Origin of the sequence: Bifidobacterium sp. MSK.13.1, assembly GCF_019131435.1 — a bacterium.
In the GTDB taxonomy this organism is placed as follows: domain Bacteria; phylum Actinomycetota; class Actinomycetes; order Actinomycetales; family Bifidobacteriaceae; genus Bifidobacterium; species Bifidobacterium pseudocatenulatum.
In genome coordinates, this window is record NZ_JAHOMM010000002.1 from 104,094 (window position 1) to 128,383 (window position 24,290).

Genomic DNA, 24,290 nt, shown 5'->3' on the forward strand with positions numbered 1-24,290 from the left:
AAAGTCCGCCGAGGGGCGGGGAACATGGTATTCGGCACACTCAAGGCCGTTCGGCCAAGCCTACGGTCGAACACCATGTTTCCCGCCCCTCGGCTTATTGTGTACGATGGGAAGTCGCGAAATCCGAGAGTGGGGGAAGTGAGGGAAGGGAAAAGGATGGGAAAGCATGTCGGTGGCGTTGGAGAGTAATGCCTTCTTTTGGGGGATTGAATATTTGGCGACGTTCTGCTGCGGCATGTGCGGCGGACTTGCCGCCGTGCGCAAAGGCTACGATATCTTCGCGATTCTCGTCACCACATGGCTCACCGCATTGGGCGGAGGAATCATCCGTGACGTGCTGCTGGGCATCGCGCCACCGGTAGGCGTGTCGGATAAAGGACTGGTGATCGTTGCTCTGCTGGCTTCGGTGGCCGTCGCGGTGTGCCATCCCGAAATCAACAGGCTCAAATGGTCCATGCTGTCGTTGGATGCTCTGGCATTGGGATTGTATGCGGTCAACGGTACCAGCAAAGCCATGATGTACCACACGTCAGGCATGACCGCGGTTTTTCTCGGCATGTTCACCGCGCTTGGAGGTGGCCTGATTCGAGACATGCTCATCAACGAAGTGCCGATGGTGATTCGTGACAAACATTGGTATGCGGTTCCATCTGCCGTGGGGTGCGTACTGACGGTGCTTGTCTGCAAAGGCGTGGACGCTGGAATCGTCAGTTTTCCAGCCGAAGTGGTGCTTGATCTGCTGATCGTCGCATTGATGGTCAGCATGCGATTGGTATCGGTGATTTTCGACATTCAGCTTCCGGGAGCGTTGGTGCGTCATAATACATATCTGCCAAGTGAAGCGAAATATTTGAAACGACCGGTCATTCATTCTGATAAGGATTCCGACAAACGCAAGTGTGACAAGCGTAGGTAGCGACAGTGAGATGGTAATTAAACGGAAGACATTTGCGTAACAAAAAATCCCGCAGGAAAAACCTGCGGGATTTTCGTTAGCTGTGAGCTTCTAAAACTCAGAGAGCGTTGATGGCCACGGCAAGACCGGACTTGCGGTTAGCAGCCTGGTTCTTGTGAATCACGCCAGCGCCAGCAGCCTTGTCGAGCTTCTGAGCTGCGACCTTGTAGGCGGCTTCTGCTGCGGACTTATCGCCGGCGGCGATAGCTTCACGGGTGGCGCGAACGGCAGTCTTCAGGCTGGACTTCACGGCCACGTTGCGCTTGTGGGCCTTCTCGTTGGTGAGAACGCGCTTCTTCTGCGACTTAATGTTTGCCACTATTTCTCCAAACGACGTTTTCTATAAGGACATACAAACGATGATGATAACATGGCGCGCGGATAAATTGCCAACGGGCTTAGGAGTGTCGCGACTCACCATGCCGATACTAGCAGTTAGAATCGTTTGCGTCGAATATTTCAAGAGGAGGATGGCGTGGGCCAGCAGCATAACCAGCCCGGTTTCACCGATCAGTCGTTGATTCGCAATTTCTGCATCATCGCGCATATCGATCACGGCAAGTCCACGGTGGCAGACCGTATTCTGCAGCTCAGCGGCATCGTGCCCGAACGTGAGATGCGTGATCGTTTCCTGGATCGTATGGATATTGAGCAGGAGCGTGGCATCACCATCAAATCGCAGGCTGTGCGCGTGCCGTGGACGTTCGACGGCACTGAATATACCCTCGGCATGATCGACACTCCAGGCCACGTCGATTTCACTTATGAGGTTTCCCGCGCTCTCGCCGCATGCGAAGGCGCAGTGCTGCTTGTCGACGCGACGCAGGGCATCGAAGCGCAGACCCTGTCGAACCTGTATATGGCCATCGACCATGATCTGGCCATCATTCCTGTACTGAACAAAATCGATCTTCCCAGCGCGGAACCAGACAAGCATGCCGAGGAAATCGCAGGCCTGATTGGTTGCGATCCTTCCGAAGTGCTGCGCGTGTCCGGTAAAACCGGTGAAGGCGTGACCGAACTGCTCGACCGCATTGTTGCCGACGTTCCTGCACCAACCGGCGATCCGGAAGCTCCCGCGCGTGCGCTGATCTTCGACTCCGTCTACGACTCCTACCGCGGCATCGTCACCTACATTCGTATGGTCGATGGCGAGTTGCGTTCCCGTGAGAAACTGCACATGATGGGTATCGGCATGACCCATGATCCGATTGAAATCGGCGTGATCAGCCCAGACATGATGCCTACGAAGGCGCTTGGTGCGGGTGAGGTCGGTTATGTTATCACCGGCGCGAAAGACGTCAGCCAGTCCAAGGTGGGCGACACCATCACTTCCGCGCTCAAGCCTGCGGCCGATCCGCTCGAAGGCTATCGTGACCCGCAGCCCATGGTCTACGCTGGCCTGTTCCCAATCGACAACGCGCAGTATCCGGAACTTCGTGAGGCGCTCGACAAGCTCAAGCTCAACGACGCGGCTTTGATCTACGAGCCGGAAACGTCCGTGGCGTTGGGCTTCGGTTTCCGCTGTGGCTTCCTTGGCCTGCTGCATATGGAAATCGTGACCGAACGACTGAGCCGCGAATTCGATCTCGACTTGATCTCCACCGCACCGAACGTGCCATACGAGGTCACCGCGGAAGACAATTCCGTGCATCGTGTGACCAATCCGAGCGAATTCCCCGACGGCAAGATCAAGCAGATCGTCGAACCGGTGGTTGCCGCCGACATCATCACTCCGAAGGAATTCATCGGCGCGGTTATGGACTTGTGCCAGGACCATCGTGGACAGATGGGCACTATGGAATATATTTCCGCCGACCGTGTGGAAATGCATTATCGCATTCCGTTGGCCGAAATCGTGTTCGACTTCTTCGACCAGTTGAAGAGCCGCACCAAGGGCTATGCGTCGCTCGACTACCATGAGGACGGCGAACAGTCCGCCGATCTGGTGAAGGTCGATATTCTCATCCAGGGTGAGAAGGTCGATGCGTTCAGCGCCATCGTGCATAAGGATAAGGCGTATTCCTACGGCGTGATGATGACGAAGAAGTTGCGTGAGCTCATTCCTCGCCAGCAGTTCGAAATTCCGATTCAGGCCGCCATCGGCTCCCGCATTATCGCACGTGAGAACATTCGCGCACTGCGCAAGGACGTGCTCGCCAAGTGTTATGGCGGCGATATTTCCCGTAAGCGCAAGCTGCTCGAAAAGCAGAAGGCCGGCAAGAAGCGTATGAAGATGCTCGGCCATGTCGAGGTGCCGCAGGAGGCGTTCATCGCCGCATTGTCGACCGGAGACGCAGGCAACGACCGCGACACCAAAGACAAGATTCGCGCCGCCCAGAAAACCGAAGGCTGATGTTCGAAGCCTACATTCATGTGCCGTTCTGCATACGGCGCTGTGGGTACTGTGATTTCAACACGTATACCGCTGTCGACATGGGAGCGGGCGCTTCGCGTGGCAATTACGCCAATATGGTGATTCGCGAGATGTCAATCGTCCATGATTGGCAGATCGCGCATGGCGTTAACGAACCGGAAGCGGCCACCGTCTTTTTCGGCGGTGGCACTCCCACGATTCTGAAAGCTTCGGATCTGGTCGCCATGTTGAATGCCGTGCGTGACACGTGGGGCATTGCCGACAATGCGGAAATCACCACCGAAGCGAATCCGGACACGGTGAACGCCGATTACGTGAAGGAACTCGCGGACGGCGGATTCAACCGCATCTCTTTCGGCATGCAGTCGGCTGTGCCAAGCGTGCTGAAAACATTGGATCGTACGCATACCCCGGCCAATGTGGCGGCGGGAATCGCAGCGGCAAATGCTGTCGGCATGCGTTCCAGCGTGGATTTGATTTACGGTGCGCCGGGGGAGAGTCTCGACGATTGGCGTGTTTCCGTACGGACGGCGATCGACTTGGGTGTTGACCATATTTCGGCATATGCGTTGACCGTCGCACCGAACACGAAAATGGGACGTCAGATTGCTGTTGGAACCTTGCCTACGCCTGATGATGACGATGAGGCGACCAAGTATGAGATTGCCGACGATCTACTGAGCGCAGCCGGTCTTAAATGGTATGAGATCAGCAATTGGGCACGTCCTGGTTATGAATCGCAACATAATCTTGGCTATTGGCGCAATGTTGATTGGGCGGGGCTCGGTCCCGGCGCACACAGCCATTACGGCAATGTGATGGATGTTGAACAGTCCGCGTCGGCTGAAACATCTGAAACGGTCAAATCGTCGGGCTTGCGCAGCTGGGATATTGCGCATCCTCGCATGTGGGGGCAGGCTATCAACGATGATAATGTGCCATGGTCGGGAAGCGAACGAATCTCCAACGAGGAGAACCTCGAAGAAATCATCATGCTTGGTCTGCGCATACGTGAGGGTCTGGATTTGAGTCGCCTTGGAAACATGGTTGATATGGCTCGCATCCAGCCCATGGAAGACGAAGGCCTTATCGTTATCCGTGACGGACGTGTGATTCCAACCCGAACCGGACGCTTGCTCAACGACACCGTCATCGAGCGTTTCTTCGACGCCTGCTCGTTGTAATGCCGATAATCCTCTGACGAATTGGTTTTAGATGATCCATCTTGGTATGGGTGGATACAGTGTGCAGATTGAAACGGGCCTCGGATGCAAGTTGTTGCATTCCAGGCCCGATGGCATAGAGCCTAGAACGAGGCTGTCACCGGATGTTCGTAATCAGCGCATCGTGAGTCCGCCATCGACATGCAACGTCTGACCGGTGACGAAACGAGCGTCCTCGCCAACCAGCATCGCCACACCGCCCGCAATATCATCAGCCGTGGCAAGCCTGCCCAAAGGCGTCTGCGCGATGATGCGCTCGCGGACGTCTTCGGTGGTGGCGCGGCTCGAATCCGTGCCCACGGTCAAACCGGCCGCGATGGCGTTCACCGTGACGCCCCACGCCCCGGCCTCCTGCGCCAGCGAGCGCGTGAATCCGATGAGTGCTCCTTTGGCTGCGATGTAGTCGTGGTAGGGGACGATCGGGCTGTCTACGAGGTTGCTGGAGATGTTGACGATGCGTCCCCATGATTGGCGTCGCATGTAGGGCAGCGCGGTCGTGCAGGTGTTGTAGGTGCCTTTGAGACATCCTTCGAGTTGGGTCGCGTAGTCGTTCCAGCTGGTGTTGCTGAAGGTGTTGCGGTTGCGTGGGTCGAACGAGTAGTGGCTGAGCGCGTTGTTGATGAGGATGTCGATGCCGCCGAAGGTGTTGGCTGTGGTTTGTGCGAGTTCGTTGACTTGGGTTTCGTCGGTCACGTCGGCTTTGCATGTGATGACGCGTCCTTGTGCGTCCGCTTCGTTTTCGATGTGTTGCTTGGTGTGTTGGGCGCGTTCGTCGTTGCTTAGGTAGTCGATGGTCACGTTGGCGCCGAGTTGTGCGAGTCTGAGTGCGATTGCGGCGCCGATGCCTCGGCTTGCGCCGGTGATGATGGCGGTTTTGCCGGTGAGTGTCCGGTGTTCGGATTGCTGGTTCACGTAAGGTCCTTTGGGATTATTCGTAGTCGATGTCGAAGGTGTCGGCGTAACGGTCGGTATTGCGTTCGATGTCGACGGCTCTGACGAGGTCGAGGATGTTGAATCCGCCGTCGTGGTGCCATCCGGATTTCGCGCGGTTCATTTCTCCGACGGGGCAGATGCGGTCGATGCCGTATTCGCCCACTTGTTGCGCGAGTGCGAACAGTCTGGATGAGCTTGTGGCGATCGCGCAGGTTTGCAGCCACTCGCGGTAGGGTTTCAGTGTGGGCAGCGCGTGTTTGAGTTGGTCCACGGCGACGATGTTAATGGTGCGGTTGAGCGGTGTCCCCAACGAGGGGAGACTGCTGGTATTGGGGTAGTAGAGCACGGTCCAGTCGGTGCCTTGCGGCGATTCGATGACGAACGGTGCCTGTGGGTCGGCCTGTGCGGCGCTGTCTGGAGTCATGGACGTCATGCACAGCGCTTGCATCTCGGTTTGAGAGCGTGCCCTGCGGATGGCGAGGGATTCCGTGTCGGAAGGGGTTGATCGTGGATATTTGCGTTGTTGCGAGTCGAGCTCGCTGGCGAGCAGTTCCGCCGTCTGAGCGGGGGAGATGGCTCCGCCGCGTTCCACGAAGATGGTTTGCGGCGCCAGGCAGCTTTGCTGGTCGTAGGTGGCCACGTCCACGGCCATACGGTGCACGGTTTGCACGTGAGTGTCCGCGCGTAGCGCTTCACGTCCGATGAGTGAGAAGCCGATGCGTGCGCCATAGCTGAGGAACGGTTTGCCCGCGCTCACGCGTGGACGGATCGCCTCGGTGGTGTGCGACGAACCGTAGGCGATCACGGCGTTCGCTTCGCCGATCGCCACGTCTTCAAGCTCTACCGTGCCGCCGCGCCACGGCACTATGGCCAATACGTCGGCGAGATCCGGGTTGATCTGTGTCAGAGAACGAGCGAACAGTACGGGCATCAGCGGTTCGTCGAACGATGATTTGCCGATGATCGCGCTTTTCGTCAGCAGACTCATGGTCATGCTCCATACGGGAATGCCGGGAACATTGCTGGAAAACACGTGGAATGTCAAGTCCGGCCCGTACAGGCGCGTGTATCCGCCGGACTTGTTCGGTCGGTATTCGTCCAGCATGCGCGGGCTTGGCAGTTCGTCATCAAGAAAACGCAATAGTTCGCGTCTGCGGAACATGCGCATGTAACGTTTCAGTTCGATACGCGTCATCGTCGCGTCATAGCCGGTGATGGAGGGAATCAGAGACTCCGCTATCTGGCGACCCTCATAATCGGGATTCGTCCACAATTCCACCGCCTCGCCGATGATGTCGACGATGTGTTCGACGGAATATGCTGCCAATGTCTGCGATCGATTGCAACGCGTTGTCTCGCACAAATCTTGGACAGTCTCAGGCGTGAGTACCGGATAACGCAACGTGGCCTCACCGCGGTCGGTGAGAACGCCGCGTGTTTCGAAATCCTCAAATACGAAGCCGCGCGGCGCATGGAAAATGTCGATGACGCTCATGCGTTTGCCGCCATCACCTCGTCGACGGCGATGGAGCAGCCGCGTGCCTCCGCACCCTTCGCACGACCGTTGAGCTCGTAACCGGAATCGGTGCGCACGCCAAGATCTTCGGTCAGAATCGCCAGACAGGAATTCCAATTCGCCAAATCGTAATGCGCGATCACCCCCTGCTCGCCATCGGCGACAGGCGTGAGCGTCGCCGGATCGAGGAACACGGAACGAACCCACGACGGCGTCGCCTTCAGATAATTCGACGAACCATCCGTATAGTACGACAGCAGATTCTGATCGTAAATCTGCGAACTCAACTCCGTCATACCGTACATGTTCACGCAATGCGTGCGTGCGACGCCAAACACCTCAAGGAACTTCGCATACAAATCATCGACGGTCATATCGGTTTTCGTACTCTTGAAACCACCGGTATCGAAAACACGCGAATCCTTCGCCAACGCATAGGTTTTGCCCCGCTCGGCAAGATAGTCAAGCAGATACAGATACGCGGACGAAGCGCCCATCAGCATCACCGGCTCGCCGTCCGCCACCGACTGATCAAGGAACTTTTCCACACCAGCGAAGTCCAAACCATCCTCATGGAAGAAGAAGCCGCTGCCCTCGCTGCCGCACTGCTCCACCGCACGCGTCAGATAACGGGCCAACGAACCATTATGATTCATCTCCCAGGCAGGGGAGAGCACCGCGATACGCATGCGCTCACGGTCAGGCATGATGAAATGACGGAACGGGCCGATCATCGACGCATCCCACACCTCAAGATCAGGATGATAGTTGCGTCCACGCTGACCCGGATGCGTAGTGCCGCTGGTCATGAACACTGCCTCGCAATCATCTTCAGACACCGAAGTGAGCGTCAGCATCTTGAACCCATCCACCGGCATCGGCGGAATATCCATCCAATCCGACAACATCTGCGGAGTCACCCTACGAGACATGCAATACGCGCGATACTGCATGTTATGGGCAAACTGGAAAGCGAAAATCTTATGTGCGAGCGCGTCGAACGCCTCATCCGGAGCGACCTCGCAACCATACTTTTCGATGAACTCAAGCACGTTTGCCTTGACTTCCTGCGCGTCGGCACCCAACGACATTGATGTCATATGCGGTATTCCTTTCTATAAACGATACTGATATTCGAAAGCAAATCAGATCTGCGACGGAACTTCAGCTTCGCTGTTTCCTTTACGACGATTGATCAGATTCGGCAGGTCGATCAGCAGTGCCTTGAGAATCACCACACAGAACGCCCCAACCAGAATCGAATTGGAGAAGAACACGTGAGCGCCGCCCTCCAAGCCGCTCAACGCGCTCGGCAGCGCGATGCCCAACAGCAGGGACAATCCAATGACCGCCTGGGAACGGTCGTCCGACTCCACCTTGCGCAGCGTATTGAAGCCCGTGCTGATCAGGCTTGCCGCGGCCGGCAGGAAAATGCCGCCGATCACAGGGGAAGGAATCAACGACAATACCGCTCCGGCCTTCGGAATGAAACCAAGAACCACAAACACCACGCCGGCGATGATCACCGGCACACGGGTACGGGTCTTGCCCTCATCCGTGACCTTAAGCAACGCGACATTCTGCGGATACGCGGTAGTGGTGAAACCGCCGATCAGCGAAGAAATCGCGGAACCGGCAGCCTCGCCGGCCAAACCATAACGAACCTGACGATCCTCAAGCTTGACGCCCTGGATCTCACTGGCCGCCTGATACACGCCAAGCGCCTCCATAATCGCAACCATATATGCGATGAAGAACGGCACAAACACCGCCGCATCAAAGTCAAAACCGCCATACGGCATAATCTGAGGAAGACCAAACCAAGGCTTCGACGCGACACCGGAAAAATCAGCCATGCCAAATACCATCGAAAGCGCAGTGCCGGCAACCAGAGCAATCAGATAGGAAAGCGCCCTGACCATACCCTTGCCGAACTGGGAAAGCGCCACCACCAGCACGCAAGTCACGATAGACACGGCCAACGTCTTCGGATCGGCAAAACCATCATCGCCGGGAGCGCCACCAAGAAACTCGCTCAACGTGAAACGCGACAGCGAAACGCCAACCAGAAAAATAATCACGCCCGACACCATCGGCGCGAACAGAAAACGCATCTTCTCAATCACACGGGTCAGACACAGCACCAAGAAAATCAGCGAACTGACAAAAATCGACGTACCAGCGGCAGCCAACGAACCAGCAGTGCCCGCAGCGATCATCAACGCATCGAACGCGGCGGACGGACCCTGCACAATCGGCAAACGCACCAACCTCGTGGCCTGAATCAATGTGACCAAACCAGACACAATGAAAATGGCATTCACCATATTTGACGACAACGCCAACGGCAAGCCAATGGCACCAGCCACAAACACCGGATCAAGCCACACATTGGACACCAACACATGCTGCAAACCCAGCAGCACATTCTTCGGAGTCAACTTCTTCGAACCCGAACCAAGCTGCTCAGGCACCTGCGACGCATCAGACACGCCAAATCCCTTCTCTTTCCACGAAACACACGGCCAAACACCAGCCGTCAGCACAGAGAAGACGCGCACGCGCACCGTTCGTAACATCCCTACGCAGGCACTACCCTGTTCAGGTCATAAGGGTCCGGGCAAACGCCCATCTCAGCCACATCGGCTCCCCTGTACTCTTCGGACAACCACCAGCATAACGACACGCATCGATACCGGCAACCACCACAACCCAACACATATCCTCCACATTTTCCCAAGAAAAAACAGTCTTGACTTTTCCGAGTATTCGTTATATGGACACGCGAAACGTATTTGATACAGGGGCGCGGTATTCTAAACCACGCATTAAAGAACCGCAAGACTTTTCTTGCCCAAAAACATTGAAGGTGGTTTCGGTGACTTTCCACGCCCCGTTAGATCTCACGATCCATGATTCCCAAGGTATGTACGATCCCGGCGCCGAGCACGACGCCTGCGGCGTGGGTATGGTCACCACCCTCAACAAGCGCCCCGAACGCAAAATCGTCGACGACGCCATCGAAGTGCTCGTCAACCTCAACCACCGCGGAGCCGTAGGCGCCGAAGAAAACACCGGCGACGGCGCAGGCATCCTCATGAGCATGCCCGACGAATTCATGCGCGCCACCGCAGGCGTCGAACTGCCCGAAGAAGGCCACTACGCCGCCGGCATCGCATTCCTCGACCGCGACATCGCCACCTCCGGACAACAAGAACAAGCCATCGCCAAAATCGTGCGCGAAGAAGGCCTCGAAGTACTCGCATGGCGCGTCGTACCCACCAACCCGGACGGACTCGGACTGCAGGCGCTCGCCAGCATGCCCGCGTTCAAGACGCTGGTCGTGGCCGACCCCGAAGGCCAGCTCGCAGGCATCGAACTGGACCGCAAGACCTTCCGCATCCGCAAGCGCGTCGAACACGAGGTGGGCATCTACTTCGCGTCCCTGTCCGCACGCACCATCACCTACAAGGGCATGCTCACCACCATGCAGCTCAAGCCCTTCTTCCTGGATCTTTCCGACGAGCGCATGAAGGCGAAGATCGCCATCGTGCACTCCCGCTTCTCCACCAACACGTTCCCGAGCTGGCCGCTGGCCCAGCCGTTCCGCCAGCTGGCCCATAACGGCGAGATCAACACCATCCAGGGCAACCGCAACTGGCTGTCCGCACGTGAAGGCCGCCTAAGCTCCGAACTGCTCGGCGAATTCAAGCCGCTGCTGCCGATCGCTACCCCGGGCTACTCCGATTCCGGCACGTTCGACGAATGCCTCGAACTGCTGCACCTGTCCGGACGTTCCATGCCACATGCCATCTCCATGATGCTGCCGCCGGCATGGGAGAAGAACGACCAGCTTGACCCCGATGTCAGGGCGTTCTACGAATACAACAATACGCTGATCGAACCGTGGGACGGTCCGGCGCACATCATCTTCACTGACGGCACCCAGGTCGGCGCGCTGCTCGACCGCAACGGCTTCCGCCCCGGCCGCTGGCAGCTTACCGACGACGGCTACATCGTGCTCGCATCCGAAACCGGCGTGCTCCCGGAGAACGCCGAGGAACACATCGTGTCCAAGGGCCGCCTGGAACCGGGCAAGATGTTCCTCGTCGATACCAAGGAAGGCCGCATCATCCCGGACGAGGAGATCAAGAAGTCCCTCGCGTCCCAGCATCCGTACCGTCAGTGGGTCGAAGGCAACACCGTCGAGATGAGCCAGCTGCCCAAGCGCGAGCACGTCAACCACTCCGGCCAGTCCGTGCAACGCCGCCAGCGCGCCTTCGGCTACACCGAAGAGGATCTGAAGCTGCTGCTCGCCCCGATGGCCAACACCGGCAAGGAGCCGCTCGGATCCATGGGCAATGATGCGCCTATGGCCGCGCTTTCCTCCCGCAGCCGCATGCTGTTCGACTACTTCACCCAGAAGTTCGCGCAGGTCACCAATCCGCCGCTCGACTGGGAGCGTGAAAAGATCGTGACCTGCCTTGAATCCGCCATCGGTCCCGAGCCGAACCTGCTGGCCGATTCCGAACTGCATGCCAAGAAGATCCTCATTCCGTTGCCGGTGCTCAACTCCGACGAGATGGCGCAGCTCAAGCGCCTCGACCGCGCCAAGATCCTCGGCGGCTACTATAAGCCGTTCGTCGTCAAGGGTCTTTATCAGGTCGCTGGCGGCGGCAAGGCGCTGAAGGAACGTCTCGACGAGATCTTCCAGGAAGTCGACGAAGCCATCGAAAACGGATCCAACTTCCTCGTGCTCTCCGATCGCGACTCCAACTACACGTGGGGACCGATTCCGTCGCTGCTGCTCACCTCCGCGGTGCAGCACCATCTGCTGCGCAGACACACGCGCACCCAGATCTCCATGGTCGTCGAGGCCGGCGATGTGCGTGAAATCCACCATGTCGCTCTGCTGATCGCCTATGGCGCGGCGGCCGTCAACCCGTATCTGGCGTTCGAATCCGTCGAAGACCTGTCCCGCAAGGGCTATCTCAACGTCGATGCCGAAACCGCGGTGAAGAACCTGACCAACGCGTTGTCGACCGGCGTGCTCAAGATCATGGCGAAGATGGGCGTCTCCACCATCATGAGCTACCGTGGCGCACAGCTGTTCGAAGCCATCGGCCTGAACAAGGACGTCATCGACGAATACTTCACCGGCACCACCTCCCGCGTCGGAGGCGTCGGACTCGACGAACTGGCCGAAGAGGTCGCCATCCGCCATCGCGTGGCCTACCCGTCGCAGTGGACCGCCCGCCCGCACCGCAACCTGCGCACCGGCGGCGACTACAAGTGGCGTCGTACCGGCGAAGACCACCTCAACGACCCTGAAGCCATCTTCCTGCTGCAGCAGTCCACCCAGCGCGGTGACTACGACATGTTCAAGAAGTACTCGGCGCACATCAACGACACCTCCAACCGTTTGATGACGCTGCGCGGCCTGATGAAGTTCAAGTCCGATCGCAAGCCGATCGACATCAGCGAGGTCGAACCGGCCAGCGAGATCGTCAAGCGTTTCTCCACCGGCGCCATGAGCTATGGCTCCATCTCCCAGGAGGCGCACGAGACCCTCGCGATCGCCATGAACACCATCGGCGCACGTTCCAACTCCGGTGAAGGCGGCGAATCCGAAGACCGCATCAATGATCCGCTGCGCTACAGCAAGATCAAGCAGATCGCATCGGCACGTTTCGGCGTGACCAGCGACTACTTGGTGCACGCCACCGACCTGCAGATCAAGCTCGCCCAAGGCGCCAAGCCTGGCGAAGGCGGACATCTTCCTGGCGCCAAGGTTCCGCCGTGGATCGCCAAGGTGCGTCACGCGACTCCGGGCGTCGAGCTCATCTCCCCGCCGCCGCACCATGACATCTACTCCATCGAGGATCTGAAGCAGCTGATCAACGACGCGAAGATGGCCAATCCGAAGGCCCGCGTGCACGTCAAGCTCGTTTCCGAGTTCGGTGTGGGCACCATCGCCGCAGGCGTTGCCAAGTGCCATGCCGACGTGGTGCTGATCTCCGGCTACGACGGCGGCACTGGCGCGGCTCCGCTCAACGCCATCAAGCACGCCGGCACCCCGTGGGAGATCGGCCTGTCCGAAACCCAGCAGACGCTCGTGCTCAACGGCCTGCGTTCCCGCATCACCGTGCAATGTGACGGCGAGCTCAAGACGGGCCGCGACGTGGTGATCGCAGCCCTGCTCGGCGCCGAGGAATTCGGTTTCGCCACCGCCGCGCTGATCGTCGAAGGCTGCGTCATGATGCGCGCCTGCCAGAAGAACACCTGCCCGCAGGGCATCGCAACCCAGGATCCCGAACTGCGCGCACGCTTCAAGGGCAAGCCGGAACATGTCATCAACTTCTTCATGTTCATCGCCGAGGAAGTACGCGAGCTGCTCGCCCAGCTCGGCTTCCGCACCTTGGAAGAGGCCGTCGGCCATGTCGAATGCCTCGACCAGAACGAAGCGATCAAGCGTTGGAAGTCTGACGGCATCGACCTGAGCAACGTGCTCATGCAGCCGGGACCGGTGCCGGGAACCATCCTGCACCAAACCATCGAGCAGAACCACGAGCTCGACAAGGCGCTCGACAACAAGCTCATCGAGCTCGCGCAGCCCGCCCTTGAGAAGAAGGAGCCGGTGCGCATCGAGATGCCGATCCGTAACGTGTACCGTACGCTCGGCACCATGGTCGGCTACGAGATCACCAAGCGTTACGGCGAGGAAGGCCTGCCTGACGACACCATCGACATGACGTTCCATGGTGCGGGCGGCCAGTCCATCGGCGCGTTCATTCCGCGTGGCGAGACCATCCGCGTGTACGGCGAAGTCAACGACTACGCGGGCAAGGGACTTTCCGGCGGACGCATGGTCGTGCGTCCGGAGGCGGGCATCACCTTCGATCCGCATGAGAACGTGATCGCGGGCAACGTCACCGGCTTCGGTGCCACTTCCGGCCAGATGTTCGTGGCAGGTCGTGCAGGCGAACGCTTCGGCGTGCGCAACGGCGGCGCCACCTTCGTGGTGGAGGGCGTCGGCGACCATGGTTGCGAATACATGACCGGCGGCACCGTCGTGATCCTCGGTCCCACGGGTCGCAACCTCGGCGCAGGCTTCTCCGGTGGCCACGTGTACGTGCTCGACCTTGACATGAAGCAGGTCAACCCGGCTGCCGCCGCCAACGGCGCGTTGCTGTTCGAACCGCTCGACAGTGAGTCGAACGAAATCGTGCACGGTCTGGTCAAGCAGCATGCCGAAGAAACAGGCTCCGCATTCGCGGCCGGACTGCTCGCCGACTGGGAGAACGCATCCAAGCGATTCACACACATCGTTCCGAAGCACTTCCTCGCCATGCAGAAGGCGATGAAGAACGCCGAAGAGAACAACATCGATTTCAATACGCCCGGCGTCTGGGAACAGGTGTACGAGCAGGTTATGGAAGGAGCGCGCTGACATGGGAGATCCACGTGGATTCCTGAAGGTCCGTACCCGTCGCGAACTGGCCGAACGCCCCGTCGAGGAGCGAATCAAGGATTGGTTCGACGTCCACGCCGAATCCGGCCTGCAGCCTTGGACCACCGAACAGGCGGCCCGATGCATGGACTGCGGCACGCCGTTCTGCATGAGCGGCTGCCCGCTGGGCAACATCATCCCAGAATTCAACGATCTGGTGCGCCAGGAGAAGTGGGAGGACGCGTACAACCGCCTGTCCGAAACGAACAACTTCCCCGAAGTCACAGGCCGCATCTGCCCCGCGTTGTGCGAGGCGGCCTGCGTGCTCGGCATTCACCAGCCGCCGACCATGATCAAGAACGACGAATGCACGATCATCGATCAGGCTTGGGAACTCGACTACGTCAAGCCATTGCCTCCGCAGCGCCTGACCGACCAGACCGTCGCCGTGGTCGGCTCCGGCCCGTCCGGTCTGGCATGCGCCCAGCAGCTTACCCGCGCAGGCCACACCGTGGTCGTATACGAGCGTGATGACGCCATCGGCGGCCTGATGCGCTACGGTATCCCGAACTTCAAACTCGACAAGAGACTCATCGACCGCCGCGTGGAACAGATGGAAGCCGAAGGCACCGTGTTCCGCACCGGCGTGGAGATCGGCAAAGACATCTCATGGGACGATCTGCGATCCCGCTACGATGCCGTGGTCGTCGCCATCGGCTCCACCGTGCCGCGCGACATGAAGATTCCGGGCCGTGAACTCAAGGGCATCCACTTTGCCATGGAATTCCTGCCCGACGCGACCCGCCGCGTCTACGGCGTCAAGCCAGTCAACGACATCACCGCTGAAGGCAAGCACGTCGTGATCATCGGTGGCGGCGACACCGGATCCGACTGCCTGGGCACGTCCATCCGCCAAGGCGCCAAGGACGTCACTGTGCTGCAGATCATGCCGCAGGAACCAAGCGAACGCCCGGCCAACCAGCCATGGCCGACCTTCGCGCGCCTGTACCAGAAGACCTCCTCCATGGAAGAAGGCTTCGAAACCCAGCGCGCCGAGTACGTGTACAGCACGGATTCTGTGAACTTCGTCGGTACCGAAGAGGAACAGGCCAAGGTGAAGGTGGAGCACTCCACCGCTACTGAAGGCTTCGTGGCCGATGAGAACGGACATGTGACCGGTCTCAAGGTAGTGAACGTTGCACCCGGCGAAAACGGACCGTTCACCCGTCAGCCCGGCACCGAACGCGTGATTCCGGCTGATTTGGTGCTCATCTCCGTCGGCTTCCTGCACCCGGACACCACCACGCTCGTGGACCAGCTGCCCGTCGACCTTGACGGACGAGGCAATGTGGCGCGCAACGACAAGTTCGCTACCAGCCAGGACGGCGTGTTCGCCTGTGGTGACGCCGGACGCGGTCAGAGCCTCGTGGTGTGGGCCATCTCCGAAGGCCGTTCCTGCGCGGCCGCCGTGGACGAATACCTCACCGGCGCCACCGAACTGCCGGCACCCATCGTCGCATCCAAAAGGCCGATGATGCTGCCGCGCTGAACATAAGCAGTTAACGTAACAGAAAAATCGTCCGATTCTCCGCCAAAACGGAATCGGACGATTTTTCATATCCCCACTTCCCGGAACCTCGAACAATACAGACGTGGCATAAACGTCCGAATGACGTGCCGTTCGGCGAAAAACCGGCAGTCATGCAGTAAAGTGAACTGCAGCACATCGCAACAAAGGAGTGACCCAATGCCAAATCGTGCAGAACGTCGAGCGCAGGCAAAGAACAACCGTAGGGGAGTGCCGCAGCAGTACGACCAAACCCATGGCCGCGCACGTTCCGGAATGCTGGACGAATACCAGCTGCAGGAAAAGTCCCGCCGACTGCAAGACGGTACCGATGGACCTTGGAAGCCGACCGGCGGCACCATCGAAGAAACCGAAAGCCTGCTGACCACCAGCCCGAACTACACGAACCCGAAGATGTTCAAGGCACCGCATTCCGCACGCCAATGGTTCCGCGTGATCAGCTGGCTGCTCATCGCACTGTCCGCAATCGCATTCCTGGTGATCATGTGGCTGCCGTCACATCCCATGTGGTTGGTCGCCACGGTCTCCATCGTCTTCGCTGTCGGTGTGCTTAGCCTGTTCTTCACGGCGGGTAACCCGAAGCATAATCCGAACCTCGATCAGAATGGTACGGCCGTCTGATAGCAAGGCGATGAACGTAAAGCGGGGCTGCATCCGATGGAAGGATGCAGCCCCGCTTTCACATGCGAGTCACGAATGACGGCACTATTCGTTCCTGGTTTATTGACCTCCTTGCCTGCATTTTTAGGAAAGATGCAAAACTTTGTGACACGAATGAAACAATCAGGCGTTTCATTGAAAAATTGCCTTACAGTAGTGATGGAACAACTGCCTGACTCGAAGAGGAGAGCACAGATATGAAGGTTGACATCCTTTCCCGTGAATATCCGCCCAAGGTGTATGGCGGCGCAGGCGTGCACGCGGAGGAGCTTTCCAAAGTTCTGGCGGAACGCGTGGATGTGACGGTCCGTGCGTTTGACGGACCACGTGCCGAGAATGAGATTCCCGAAATCCCGGGTGACAATCCGAAAGGTTCGCTCAAGGTCGTCGGATACGACGTTCCCAAGGAACTCCAGGAAGCAAACGGCGCGCTGAAGACGTTCGGCGTCGATCTGCAGATCGCCGACGATGTGGACGCCGACATTATCCACGCGCACACGTGGTATGCATGCTTGGCCGGATACCTTGCCAAGATGCTGCACGGAACGCCGCTGGTCATCACCGCGCATTCCCTCGAACCGTTCCGCCCATGGAAGCGTGAACAGCTGGGTGGCGGCTACGATTTGAGCTCGTGGGCCGAGCGTGACGCATACGAGCATGCCGACCGCGTGATCGCCGTGTCCGCAGGAATGCGCGAAGACATCCTGAGCGCCTATCCGAATCTTGACCCCGACAAGGTGGTCGTGGTGCACAACGGTATCACCATGAGCCAGTTCGAAACCCCATCCGACGACGATCCGGGCTGGAAGGTGTTCGAACGCTACAATATCGACCGCAACAAGCCCACGCTGCTGTTCGTCGGACGTATCACCCGGCAGAAGGGCCTGCCATACCTGCTTCGGGCGTTGCATTTCGTCGATCCGGGCATCCAGATCGTGCTATGCGCGGGCGCGCCCGACACTCCGGAGATCATGAACGAGGTCAAAACCGCGTTCGCCAAGCTTGACGAGGAGCGCGGCAACATCATCTGGATTGAGGAGATGCTGCCGAAGCCGGAGCTCAACGCGCTTGAGCACGGTTGCGACGCGTTCATCTGCCCATCCATCTACGAGCCACTCGGTATCGTGAACTTGGAGGCCATGGCGTGTGGCCTTCCGGTGGTGGCCTCCGCGACCGGCGGCATTCCCGAAGTCGTCGTCGATGGCGAAACCGGATATCTCGTGCCTGTCGACCAGCTGCACGACGGCACCGGCACTCCGACCAATCCAGACAAGTTCGTGCATGACATGGCCGACGCTATCAACCGCATCATGGCCGATCCTGAAAAGGCGAAGCAGATGGGACAGGCCGGTTACGAGCGTGCGCGCGACCACTTCAGCTGGGAGTCGATCGCCGACAAGACCGTCAAGGTCTATGAAGACGTGCTTGCCGAGCAGGGCAAAACCGCCGAATAACCAGTTCACCACGTAGACGATGCGTGGAACGCCTTCCGCTGAAAGCATTATGCTGGCGGAAGGCGTTTCCATATCTACAAGCCGAACAACGATAGGGGAGGAAGAATGCCGGAGCAGAACATCGCACTGGAACTCGCTGACGTGGAATTTCGTCGCCGTGGACGCGTGATTCTCACCAAGGTCAATCTGAAAATCAACAAGGGCGAGAAATGGGTGCTGTTCGGACCCAACGGCATCGGCAAATCCAGCTTGGTTCAAATGATGAGCACCAGAGGATTCCCGTCGGAAGGCACCGTCGACATTCTCGGCAATCGCTTGGGCAAGGTCGATGTGTTCTCCTATCGCAACCGTATCGGTTTGAGCTCCGCGGAACTGAGTCGCGCGTTCCCTCCCCAAGAAGATCCGCTCGACGCCATCGTGACCGCATTGACCGCGACCACCGGCCGTTGGCGCGACACCTACACCGACGAAGACTATGCCAAGGCGCGTTCCCTGATGCGTGAATTCGGTATCGAATATCTCGAAGGTAAAATGATGTTCAAACTTTCGGAAGGCGAGTGTACGCGCGTGCTGATCTGCCGTGCGTTGATGGCTGATCCGGATCTGCTGATTTTGGACGAGCCGACTACCGGTCTTGATTTGGGCGGTCGTGAGATTGCGCTTCGTGCGTTGAGCCGTGTCGGCGCCGAGCAGTCGGATCGTGCCGTGGTGCTGGTGACGCATCGTCTTGAGGAGATTCCGCAGGGATTCGACCATGTGGCGATCATGGGCAGGATCACCGGCAGCGAGGCCGACGCCTACGCCGACAATGTCGCAGGCAACGATCCGGCTCCGGGCACCATCGTGTACTCGGGTGATCTGGAACACGGTTTCACTTCGGAACGGTTGAGCGAAGTGTTCGGTTTGGAGCTTGAGGTGACGCATGCGAATGGACGTTGGAGCGCGTACGCGCGGTAACGGGTGCTGTGTGCGCCGGAATATGCTGTAGCATGAATAGCGTCGGACAGGAGTCATTCGGTTCCGTGCTGTCGTGATGGTGGAATCCGTGTGGGTATGAAGGAGTGATTGATGCGTCGAGGACCGTTGACGGCGGGTGAGAAGGTACAGTTCACGGATCGCAGATCCAATAAGATCACCGACCAATTGGTGCCGGGCGGTGTGACGCAGACCTCGCACGGCATCATTCTGCATGACGATGTGATCGGGCAGTCGGAAGGGTCCGTGGTGGTGACGGTGAGCGCCAAACGTGAGGCGCAGATCAATCAGGATCATCCGGAACGCGACGCCAACAAGCCTTGGAAGGGAACGCGCGCCATTGGCGGATGGCAGTTCGCGGTGATGCGCCCTCGGTTGGCCGATTATGTGCTGTCGATGCCTCGTGGCGCGCAGATCATGTATCCGAAGGACATTGCCCAAGTGATTCAGCTTGGCGACATTCGTTCCGGCATGAACGTGTTGGAATCCGGTGCCGGATCCGGCGCCATGAGCGTCAACCTGCTGGACGCGGTGGGGGAGCGTGGAAGACTGACCACCATCGAGATGCGTTCGGAATTCGCCCGCGTGGCCGAAGCGAATGCCACGGTCTATTTCGGTGGGCGCCCCGCATGGTGGGATCTGAAAATCGGTGATTTCGATTCGGTCGCCGCCACATTGCCGGAGCATTCCTTCGACCGCATCATGCTTGACATGCTTGACCCCTGGAACCGTCTTGAGCAGTCATACCGAGTGATTGCGCCCGGCGGTGTGCTCGTGGCGTATGTGACCACTACTACGCAGCTAAGCCGTATGGCGGAGGCGTTGAGGGAGGCTGGCTGCTGGACGGAACCGGATATCCAGGAGACTCTGGAACGCGACTGGAAGGTTCAGGGATTGGCGATACGTCCCGACCATCAGATGATCGGACACACCGGCTTCCTTATGGTTTCGCGGGCTATGGCGCCGGGATTTCAGGCGTTGCGCAAGCGTGACCGTGCCACGAAAGACACGACCACCGATATTGATTCGCTGAGCGCCGAAGAACGTGCCGAACAGCTCGAAGATCTTGAGTTGCGGGATATTTCCGATCGCAAGTTGCGTAAGGTGCTGCGTGATCTCGACGCGCAGGTCGAGGCTATCGGCGATTGATACGGTGTTTCTTGCCGTTGTTCTGAGACAATAGTCATAGCGCGTTGCGTTGGTACATACGCTGGATCGTTAAGGATTGGAGCATTCGTCCATGGGAACGAGCCTCAAGAAGGTTGCGAAAAAAGCCAAGGATTACAAGTATGTGTTGCTGGTGATGCGTCACGCCAAAACCGAGCCGTTTGGTGACGGTGGCGACGCCGGGCGTGAGCTGACCGACAAGGGGCGTAAGCAGGCGAAAGCCGTCGCCAAAGGCCTGGCCGCGCACAAGATGGTGCCGACGCGCATTGCGTGCTCCAGCGCCACCAGGGCTAGGCAGACCTGCGATCGCATGCTTAAGGTGTTCGGCGACGACCCGAAGGTCGACTATCGTCAGAGTCTGTACGAAGGTGGGGTGCAGTCGGTATTTGACGAGCTTGCCCAGACCAAGGAGAAGCATCGCGAGCTGTTGGTGCTCGGCCATGAGCCCACTGTGTCGATCGCATGCCAATGGCTGGCGAGCTCCGAATCGGATGCAATGCTGCTCGACATGCTGAATCTGGGCATGTCGCCGGCATCGCTCGCCGTGTTCGGATCAAATGAGCCATTCAACCAATGGCAGCTGCACAGTGGCGAACTCATCGCATTGCTGACGGCCAAGGATTTTGAATGATTCCTTCGCCTCTCGACATGATGCTGAGAGGCGTGAAATGTTGCCATGCCAACTGATATAAATCGTGCTTATAGCGACACTTAAATTTTCTTGATGAGTTATAGCTGGCGATTTCGTGGTAGCTTGAGCGGGTTGCATTGTTCATATCAGATGGAGGATTCATGTCCGTTCTCACTTCCGTCTCCGGTTTCCCTCGCATCGGCCAGAACCGCGAGCTGAAGAAGATTATCGAAGCTTATTGGAAGGGTGTCGCAACGCTCGACGACGTGCGCGCCACCGCCAAGGAGCTGCGCGCCAAGCATTGGAAGCTGCAGCAGGAAGCCGGAATCGATTTGATTCCGAGCAACGACTTCAGCTATTACGACCAAATGCTCGACACTGCCATCCTGCTGAACGTCATTCCGCAGCGCTACCAGCGCCTCGCCTTCGACAATCCCGAAGAGACGCTGTTCGCCATGGGCCGCGGCTACCAAGGAGACAAGGGCGACGTCACCGCGCTGCCGATGAAGAAGTGGTTCACCACCAACTACCACTATCTGGTGCCGGAAGTCGACGAAGCCACCGACATCAAGCTCAACAGCACCAAGCCGTTCGACGAATTCAACGAGGCGAAGGCGCTCGGCATCACCACCAAGCCGGTGCTCATCGGCCCGTACACCTTCCTCAAGCTCGCCCGCAATCCGCAGGCCGAAGAACTCGAATACGACAAGGGCCTGGTCAACGCGGTCGCCGCCGTCTACGCCGAGGTCGTGGCCAAGTTCGCCGAGCTGGGCGCCGAATGGATCCAGATCGACGAACCGTACCTCGTGCTCGACAAGGAGCCGGGCGACGTCGAACTGTTCAAGAGCCTGTACACCAAGATCCTGCCCGCACGCGACGGCAAGATCAAGGTGCTGCTCAACACCTACTTCGGCCACATCGCCGACGTGTATGAGACAGTCAACCTGCTCGCCTTCGACGGCATCGGACTCGACCTCAACGAAGGCAAGGACGAGAATCTCGCCGCCGTTGAAAAGTTCGGCGTCGCAGAGAGCACCACCATCTTCGCCGGTGTGGTCAACGGCCGCAACATCTGGCGTAACGATTACGCCGTCAGCCTTGGACTCGTCGACGCGCTGAAGAAGGTCACCGACAACGTGGCCGTCTCCACCGCAAGCTCCCTGCTGCATGTGCCGTTCAGCACCGAAGGTGAAGACGGTCTCGCCGATGATGTGCGCAAGCATTTCGCCTTCGCCGTTGAAAAGCTCGGCGAACTGCACGACCTCGCGGTTCTCGCCGACGCCAGCGAGGAAGACAAGAAGGCATCCGGGGCATTGGCAGCCAACCAGGCGCTCTTCGACGGTACCCGCGTCGCCGCCGACAAGAACGTGGCGGAACGTCTCGCAGCCCTGACCGACTCGGACTTCGTGCGCCAGCCGGCACGTGCCGAACGTCAGAAGGCACAGCGGGAGGCGTTGAACCTGCCATTGCTGCCGACCACCACCATCGGATCCTTCCCGCAAACCAAGGAAGTGCGCGCCGAACGCGCCAGACTGCGCAAGGGCGAAATCACCAAGACTGAATACGACGAATACATGAAGGCGCAGATCGACGCCTGCATCAAGCATCAGGAGCAGATCGGCCTTGACGTGCTCGTGCACGGCGAATTCGAGCGTAACGATATGGTCGAATACTTCGGCCAGAACCTCAACGGTTTCCTGTTCACCAAGAACGCTTGGGTGCAGTCCTACGGCACCCGTTGTGTGAAGCCTCCGATCGTATGGGGCGACGTGTCCCGCGCCAACCCGATCACCGTGGAATGGAGCGCCTACGCACAGTCCCGTACCAGCCATGTGATGAAGGGCATGCTCACCGGCCCGGTCACTATTCTCAACTGGTCCTGGCCACGCGAGGACATCACCCACGAGCAGCAGACCCAGCAGCTGGCCCTCGCCATCCGCGACGAAGTGCTCGACCTCGAAGCCGCAGGCATCAAGGTCATCCAGATCGACGAGGCCGCCCTGCGTGAAAAGCTGCCGCTCAGGAAGACCGACTGGCACAAGAAGTACCTCGACTGGGCCATTCCGGCATTCCGACTGGTGCACTCCGCGGTCAAGCCGACCACGCAGATCCACACCCACATGTGCTACTCGGAGTTCAACGACATCATCACCGACATCGACGCCATGGACGCCGACGTGATCTCCTTCGAAGCCTCCCGCGGCGATCTCGTGGTGCTCGACGCCATTCACGACGCCAACTTCGAAACCGAAGCTGGCCCGGGCGTCTACGATATCCACTCGCCGCGCATCCCGTCCGAAGCCGAAATCGAGGAACGCATCTACGAAATCCTCAAGAAGATGGACGTCGAAAAGGTGTGGATCAACCCCGACTGCGGTTTGAAGACCCGCGGCAACGCCGAAACCTGGCCAAGCCTCGAAAACCTCGTGGCCGCAGCCCAGGCTGTGCGTGCCAAGCTGACCAAATAAGGCGAAACGTTAGGAACAAGACGACAGCCATGCATTCGCCAATGTTCTCGCTCGAGGTGTTCCCTCCGAAGCGAACCTCCCCTGTAGGCACCATCTACGACACGTTGGATGGCCTGCAGGGGTTGGACCCCGATTTCATTTCCGTCACCTACGGCACCGGCAAATCATCCGACCGTACATTGACCGCGCGCATCGCCCACACGGTAAGCGAATACGGCATCCCCAGCGTGGCCCATCTGACCGCGCAGTATCTGAACAAGGATGACGTCGACCAGGCACTCGACATGTTCGAACAGGCCAAGGTCTCCGGCGTACTCGCCTTGCGTGGCGACCGCATCGACGGTGCCGAACCGGCAGGAGTATTCGAACATGCCAGCGATCTGGCCGTATACATCCGCCAGCAACGTCCGGACATGAAAATCTACGGCGCCTGCTACCCGGAAAAGCACCCACAGTCGGCAACGCTGGAAGAGGACATCGACAATCTCAAAAAGAAAGTCGATGCCGGCGTGACGCATCTGATCTCACAACTGTTCTACGACAACGAGGACTTCCTGAGATTCCTCGACAAAGCGAGGGCCGCAGGCATCGATGCGCCGATCGAAGCGGGCATCATGCCGGTCATGAACGCGAAATCGGTGCTGAACATGTCGAACAAATGCCAGTCGAAAGTTCCTGAAAAACTCGGCATCATGCTCGATAAATGGGGAGGTGACAAGGCTCTGCTCAAAGAAGCGGGCATCGCCTACGCATCCGAGCAGATCTGCGAACTGGTGGCGCGGGGCGTCGACGGCGTGCACCTGTACACGATGAACCATCCATGTGTCAGCCGACGCATTTGGTCCAACGTCAAACCATTCTTCGTCTGATTTCAGGCGATGCAACAAACATCA

Annotated in this window: 17 protein-coding genes and 1 riboswitch; of the genes, 12 read left to right on the forward strand and 5 right to left on the reverse strand. The window is 58.7% G+C overall.

The window, feature by feature from the left end:
• Positions 1 to 166 precede the first annotated feature (166 nt).
• Positions 167 to 916, forward strand: coding sequence for a trimeric intracellular cation channel family protein (locus tag KSY55_RS03170; RefSeq protein ID WP_004221823.1), 750 nt, complete (start codon positions 167 to 169; stop codon positions 914 to 916).
• Positions 917 to 1,013: 97 nt separating this feature from the next.
• On the opposite strand, the gene rpsT is transcribed toward KSY55_RS03170, so the two are convergent.
• Entirely contained in the window at positions 1,014 to 1,274 is a 261-nt protein-coding gene (gene rpsT, locus KSY55_RS03175) for a 30S ribosomal protein S20 (RefSeq protein ID WP_003835031.1), read from the reverse strand.
• Positions 1,275 to 1,430: 156 nt separating this feature from the next.
• Between rpsT and lepA the strand changes: the two genes are divergently transcribed.
• On the forward strand, positions 1,431 to 3,311 hold the full coding sequence (gene lepA, locus KSY55_RS03180) for a translation elongation factor 4 (protein ID WP_022245173.1): 1,881 nt from the start codon (positions 1,431 to 1,433) through the stop codon (positions 3,309 to 3,311).
• Positions 3,311 to 4,516 (forward strand): radical SAM family heme chaperone HemW, encoded by a 1,206-nt coding sequence (gene hemW, locus KSY55_RS03185; RefSeq protein WP_217749536.1) that lies wholly within the window; start codon positions 3,311 to 3,313, stop codon positions 4,514 to 4,516. Before lepA ends, hemW begins: the two co-directional genes overlap by 1 nt.
• A gap of 153 nt (positions 4,517 to 4,669) precedes the next feature.
• On the opposite strand, the gene KSY55_RS03190 is transcribed toward hemW, so the two are convergent.
• From KSY55_RS03190 to KSY55_RS03205, 4 genes are all read right to left on the reverse strand, one after another.
• Positions 4,670 to 5,467, reverse strand: coding sequence for an SDR family oxidoreductase (locus tag KSY55_RS03190; protein ID WP_004221839.1), 798 nt, complete (start codon positions 5,465 to 5,467; stop codon positions 4,670 to 4,672).
• A gap of 16 nt (positions 5,468 to 5,483) precedes the next feature.
• The gene (locus KSY55_RS03195) at positions 5,484 to 6,983 is read right to left on the reverse strand and encodes an acyl-CoA reductase (RefSeq protein ID WP_217749535.1); all 1,500 of its coding nucleotides are present in this window, start codon (positions 6,981 to 6,983) and stop codon (positions 5,484 to 5,486) included.
• A complete protein-coding gene (locus tag KSY55_RS03200; RefSeq protein WP_034880568.1) occupies positions 6,980 to 8,104 on the reverse strand; it encodes a coenzyme F390 synthetase in 1,125 nt (374 codons plus the stop codon). Before KSY55_RS03200 ends, KSY55_RS03195 begins: the two co-directional genes overlap by 4 nt.
• A gap of 45 nt (positions 8,105 to 8,149) precedes the next feature.
• On the reverse strand, positions 8,150 to 9,583 hold the full coding sequence (locus tag KSY55_RS03205) for a solute carrier family 23 protein (RefSeq protein WP_254881847.1): 1,434 nt from the start codon (positions 9,581 to 9,583) through the stop codon (positions 8,150 to 8,152).
• Positions 9,564 to 9,667, reverse strand: a riboswitch (TPP riboswitch). Its footprint overlaps the gene before it by 20 nt.
• 215 nt (positions 9,668 to 9,882) lie before the next feature.
• Between KSY55_RS03205 and gltB the strand changes: the two genes are divergently transcribed.
• From gltB to metF, 9 genes are all read left to right on the forward strand, one after another.
• The gene (gltB, locus tag KSY55_RS03210; RefSeq protein ID WP_065441742.1) at positions 9,883 to 14,454 is read left to right on the forward strand and encodes a glutamate synthase large subunit; all 4,572 of its coding nucleotides are present in this window, start codon (positions 9,883 to 9,885) and stop codon (positions 14,452 to 14,454) included.
• A gap of 1 nt (position 14,455) precedes the next feature.
• Positions 14,456 to 16,003: a glutamate synthase subunit beta gene (locus KSY55_RS03215; protein ID WP_004221851.1), complete on the forward strand. Its 1,548-nt coding sequence runs from the start codon at positions 14,456 to 14,458 to the stop codon at positions 16,001 to 16,003.
• A 198-nt stretch (positions 16,004 to 16,201) separates the two neighbouring features.
• Positions 16,202 to 16,663 (forward strand): DUF2975 domain-containing protein, encoded by a 462-nt coding sequence (locus KSY55_RS03220; protein ID WP_022245180.1) that lies wholly within the window; start codon positions 16,202 to 16,204, stop codon positions 16,661 to 16,663.
• A gap of 236 nt (positions 16,664 to 16,899) precedes the next feature.
• Positions 16,900 to 18,156 (forward strand): glycogen synthase, encoded by a 1,257-nt coding sequence (glgA, locus tag KSY55_RS03225; protein ID WP_055063372.1) that lies wholly within the window; start codon positions 16,900 to 16,902, stop codon positions 18,154 to 18,156.
• Positions 18,157 to 18,261: 105 nt separating this feature from the next.
• Entirely contained in the window at positions 18,262 to 19,113 is an 852-nt protein-coding gene (locus tag KSY55_RS03230) for an ABC transporter ATP-binding protein (protein WP_217749534.1), read from the forward strand.
• Positions 19,114 to 19,224: 111 nt separating this feature from the next.
• On the forward strand, positions 19,225 to 20,280 hold the full coding sequence (locus KSY55_RS03235) for a tRNA (adenine-N1)-methyltransferase (protein WP_117611901.1): 1,056 nt from the start codon (positions 19,225 to 19,227) through the stop codon (positions 20,278 to 20,280).
• Between the two features lie 91 nt (positions 20,281 to 20,371).
• Positions 20,372 to 20,929: a histidine phosphatase family protein gene (locus KSY55_RS03240; RefSeq protein WP_004221875.1), complete on the forward strand. Its 558-nt coding sequence runs from the start codon at positions 20,372 to 20,374 to the stop codon at positions 20,927 to 20,929.
• A gap of 161 nt (positions 20,930 to 21,090) precedes the next feature.
• Positions 21,091 to 23,397 (forward strand): 5-methyltetrahydropteroyltriglutamate--homocysteine S-methyltransferase, encoded by a 2,307-nt coding sequence (gene metE / locus KSY55_RS03245; RefSeq protein WP_004221876.1) that lies wholly within the window; start codon positions 21,091 to 21,093, stop codon positions 23,395 to 23,397.
• A gap of 29 nt (positions 23,398 to 23,426) precedes the next feature.
• The gene (metF, locus tag KSY55_RS03250) at positions 23,427 to 24,266 is read left to right on the forward strand and encodes a methylenetetrahydrofolate reductase [NAD(P)H] (protein WP_117750204.1); all 840 of its coding nucleotides are present in this window, start codon (positions 23,427 to 23,429) and stop codon (positions 24,264 to 24,266) included.
• Positions 24,267 to 24,290 lie beyond the last annotated feature (24 nt).